The organism is uncultured Corynebacterium sp. (assembly GCF_902782855.1).
Taxonomy (GTDB): Bacteria; Actinomycetota; Actinomycetes; order Mycobacteriales; family Mycobacteriaceae; genus Corynebacterium.
The window spans coordinates 1-3964 of record NZ_CACZOO010000299.1 but is presented as its reverse complement, the minus strand read 5'-3'; the positions used below and the strand labels follow the sequence as shown (position 1 = coordinate 3964).

The 3964-nt window shown below is 67.0% G+C and carries 5 protein-coding genes; 3 read left to right on the top strand and 2 right to left on the bottom strand.

Translation table 11 applies throughout. The features are described from left to right. Positions 1-1092 (top strand): hypothetical protein (locus QZV72_RS12215; protein ID WP_297008860.1); only part of this gene is annotated, 1092 nt, incomplete at its 5' end. Positions 1093-1110: 18 nt separating this feature from the next. Continuing rightward, entirely contained in the window at positions 1111-1884 is a 774-nt protein-coding gene (locus QZV72_RS12210; protein WP_297008858.1) for a hypothetical protein, read from the top strand. A gap of 257 nt (positions 1885-2141) precedes the next feature. Here the strand turns inward: QZV72_RS12210 and QZV72_RS12205 are convergent, their stop codons facing one another. Further along, positions 2142-2330 (bottom strand): hypothetical protein, encoded by a 189-nt coding sequence (locus QZV72_RS12205; RefSeq protein ID WP_297008856.1) that lies wholly within the window; start codon positions 2328-2330, stop codon positions 2142-2144. 40 nt (positions 2331-2370) lie between these two features. After that, on the bottom strand, positions 2371-3153 hold the full coding sequence (locus QZV72_RS12200) for a hypothetical protein (RefSeq protein ID WP_297008854.1): 783 nt from the start codon (positions 3151-3153) through the stop codon (positions 2371-2373). A gap of 175 nt (positions 3154-3328) precedes the next feature. Here QZV72_RS12200 and QZV72_RS12195 point away from each other — a divergent pair. Continuing rightward, positions 3329-3964 (top strand): hypothetical protein (locus QZV72_RS12195; RefSeq protein WP_297008852.1); only part of this gene is annotated, 636 nt, incomplete at its 3' end.

Sequence of the window (3964 nt, the reverse complement as noted above, 5' to 3'; positions counted from 1 at the left end):
TACGCCTACGCCGTCGTCGTCGATTACGGCTGCGACCGCGGCAGCCGCGAGACCAACGGCGTCTACAACATCCAACTCGACATGGACCGCCCCGAAGTCGGGAACAGCTGGACCTCCTGCACCTGCCCCTCGCGGAGCACCTGCCGACACATCACGGCGGCCAACGCGGAATTGACTCGCGTACTGGACCGCACAGCCACCGGGGACTTCGTCACCGCCGTCTCGGGGGCACTCCAGGAGAATCCGCCGGCGCCCACCGGGGACCGCCCCGAGTTCCTCATCGACCGTTTCCTCATCACCGCCACCCGGCCACGGCTCGTGTCGGTGCTGCGCGGCCTGATCGCAGACGGCGCCGAAAGTGAGACAGTATTCGACGCGGTCCACCGGGCGGCGCTGGAGGACCTCGGCTCCCCGGCGGACGACCTCGTGGGCCTGCGTCGGGAGATCGACGCCACCTGCGGGCGTGCCCGTCTTCTCGAGGGGGAGGAGCTGGAGGACGCCGCCGAACGCGTCCGGCACGCTACGTCGACTGCAGAGCGACTGCTCCCGGACCAGGCGGGTGACGTCGCGCTTGAACTCCGCCGTTTCCTCGACATCCTCCGACTCCGCCTGCTGAACGCCGACGACGAGCACGGACTACTGGCGGACGCAGTCAGCGGAGTCGAGTACCTCTACCGCTGCGTCTGTATGCTGACCTGCACCTCGCCGGAGAATCGACGCGAACTGGGGCAGTGGATCGTGGACTACACCCGGCGGGATGTGGCCACGGAACCTGTCATCGACGTCCTGGACTACAAGGAGGTGCTCGGGGAGGTCGGGTTGGCGTCCCTCGATGAGGCTCTCGCCGCCTGGGAGCGTGAGCTGGCGGCGGATCCCATAGCGAGGAAGTTCGAGGACGCCGTGGACGAGGTCACCGAACAGTTCCACTATGAGGCGGAGCAGTCCAGTTACGACGAGTGGGGTTTCGGCTCCGACGATGAGGGGACCTGGCAGCCCACCGCGTGGGATGAGCGGGCAAGCGCGCAGGGTCGTGCAGCGCGCCTGCGGTCGGAAGCAGACCAGTGCCGGTGGAACGTGAAGGACAACCGGTGATCCGGCACACTGGATCCCATGGCGAAGGCACCACGCACCCCTGATCATTACCGCATCGACGCGTACCTGGCGTCCGCGTCCCACGACGACCTCGCCCGGTTGCTGGGCACGGTGGCGCGCGCCGTGCCTGAGGCGGGCCGGCTCGTCGAGGCGGAGGCGTCCGCCGCTGACGGCGACCCCAAGGCCGTGGAAAAGTTCCTCAAGGACGCCGTCTCCACCGCAACTTCCGGGTGGCGCGCTGTGCACAGTCGTTCCAGCGACGTCGCCCGCGCCGTCGAGGTGCCGGTTGCGATGCTGGAGGCGACGCTCGACCAGCATCCGGGGGCGGTCGCTGCTGCCAGTCGGAAGCTGCTGGAGAGGCTGCGCACGCTCTTCCTTCGCATCGACGATTCCAGCGGGATTCTGCAGGAGGTCACGCACCGGGTGATCGACCTGGACCGGCGTGCCGCCGGGGTGGCGATCGCGGCCGATGAGTTGGACGCGGCCGTCTACGGACGCTGGATCGTGAAGTTCAACCAGTCCGATTCCGCCGGTGCACCGGAGGTCTTCCTCGACGCCGACCATGTGGAGGTGCTGGGGGAGAAGGGCCTGCGTGCGCTGGGTAAGGCGCTGGACGCCTGGGAGCAGAAAGTGGAGAGGGAACTGGCGGGCGCTGAGGGCGTGGACGCCTCGGTTACCCCGATATCCCCGAACGAGTTTTCCTTCCGGCGCAGGCGACCGTTCGAGCTGGACCACCTTCAGCAACAACTCGGGGCCGCGACCGGTGACGGTGGGCAGACGGCTGCTCCGTGAAAAGTTGGTCAAGATCGGGAGGGTGCGTTGTATTCACCGTTCGGATCTTGACCAGTTTTTCACGCAACGGGTTCCGGGCTGCGAACGGCCGCCGTACACGGTGGGGTCCCAGGTGCCGTCAACGGGGAAGACGGTCGGTCAGCGCCATGCGTCATCCATCACCGAGGGGTCGGACAAATCGGTGAAGGCATCGGCAGTCCGCTGCCAGTCGGCGTCGGTGATCTCTGCCTCGTTGTTCCCCCGGGCGTCCTGTGCCATCACTCGAACTCCGCTGCCCGCGCCTGGTCGTCCCGCTCGGGGACAGAGAGCTCGACCCCGCCGACGTGCTGGGCGGCGTCCTTGAGCGCGATGCCGACATGAGGACGCCGGGCCGTGCCGAGGTCGAGGTCATCGACGATGTCGGCCCCACGGTCAAAGGCCCGGTCGAACTCTTCAGTGCTCTTCATGGGGTGGAGCCTACGGCACCGGCAACGCGCCGACCACCCCTCACATGGCCCGATCCATGAGGTCCATCTCCAGGTAGCGGCTGATCTCCCGCTCCCGGTCATTGCCGTCGAGGATCCGGGTGTGTTCCGCCGGAAGTCCGGCGGCGAGGCAGGCGTCCTTCACGATGTCGCGGCAGTCCCGCCACCCCCAGAACGCGAAGAGACGGTCGCCGTCGGTGTCGAGGAGGTCGCAGCCGGCGGCGGCGAACACGGACTCTACATCCACCCACCAGTCCTCGAGGATCCCGTCGTCGCGGTCCGCCGCATGCCCGTAGGGGATGAGCTGTCCGCTGACCCCGGGGCCTGCGATTTCCCGTCGGCTCTGCCCGGCGCACCCGTCGATGATCGCAAAGACGCCCGGGATCAACGACCGGACATGCGTGAGCACCACCGGCGCGTAGACATTGCCGTCGGCGAAATCCTCCCACTCCTGGCGGCGTCTCGCCTTCTTCGTCTTCTTCCCCCGGCGCAGCTTCTTGATCTGCTGTGCTTTCCTCTCCGCCTGTTCCTTCCCCGGCATCCCCGCGACCATCCAGGTCAGGACATGTTCCGCATGCACCTGTCCTGACGTCGTGTCCAGCAGTTCCGTCTCCACGACATCCCCCGGGACCATCGGGAGCCCGTGGCAGAAGTTGGTGAGACTGCGGATGTGCGGTGGCGCGCCGGGGACGAGTCCGCTGGGGACCATTTCCCCGGATCCCGGTCCCGGCCATTTCCGGTTGAGTGACGCGATGGCCAACGGCAGTGCGTCGAGCCCGAAGTCAGGCATGAGTCTCTCGACCATGATTCCCCCCTGTAGCTGGTGTGTCCTGCGGCCCCTCGCCGCAGACTGGTGCCGATGGTATCAGGTGGAAAAGGTCTGTGGGGCGCGAATGTGGTGCCGCGGATCTGTACGGCAGGCCCGTCAACCACCCATGCTGTGCTCTTCAGCAATACGGACTTTCGTTACCCTGAACATCATGAACCGAAACAACCTGACTCTTACCGGTGCGCTCCTCGGCAGTGCACTGTTTGCCCTCTCCGCCTGCAGTTCCGATTCTGATGGGGACGGGTCTTCGGGGACCCCGGAACCGCTGCTGACAACCACTACGTCAGCCGCTCCGCAGGTGACCGACGTCGACCCGGCGTCCTTCGAGATGGACGGACGCTACGTCTTCGATGTCCCCATGGGCGACGACACCATGCGTCTCTGCGTGATGGGCGATGGCTCGGTCACCTGTTCCGGCAAGGCTCCGGAGGACGCCCCGGACGTCACGATCGAACCGTTCGGCACACAGCGTCCAACTGCGATCACCCTCGACGACCGGGGGTTGACCTGGTACATGCTCGAAGGCGTCCCGCCCGCGCCGGGACAGCTGGAGCCCTCCCGGCGCATCACCGACGGCGACCTCACCTGCCGGACCGACGCGGAGGGTTCGCTGGACTGCACCCTCGGCGACAACGGATTCACCATCAATCATGAGGACGCCGCCATCAGAGTCCGCGGAACGGTCCGCGTCACTGCTGTGCCGGAGGCGCCCGGGGCCGCGTCATCCACGCCGACCACCGTGGCCGGCGGTGTCGACGGTGACTACCGGTCCACCGATGAGCCGGTC

Coding starts and splice junctions, on each gene's coding strand:
- QZV72_RS12200 (WP_297008854.1), bottom strand. CDS start 3,153: ATGGTCGAGAGACTCATGCCTGACTTCGGGCTCGACGCACTGCCGTTG.
- QZV72_RS12210 (WP_297008858.1), top strand. CDS start 1,111: ATGGCGAAGGCACCACGCACCCCTGATCATTACCGCATCGACGCGTAC.
- QZV72_RS12205 (WP_297008856.1), bottom strand. CDS start 2,330: ATGAAGAGCACTGAAGAGTTCGACCGGGCCTTTGACCGTGGGGCCGAC.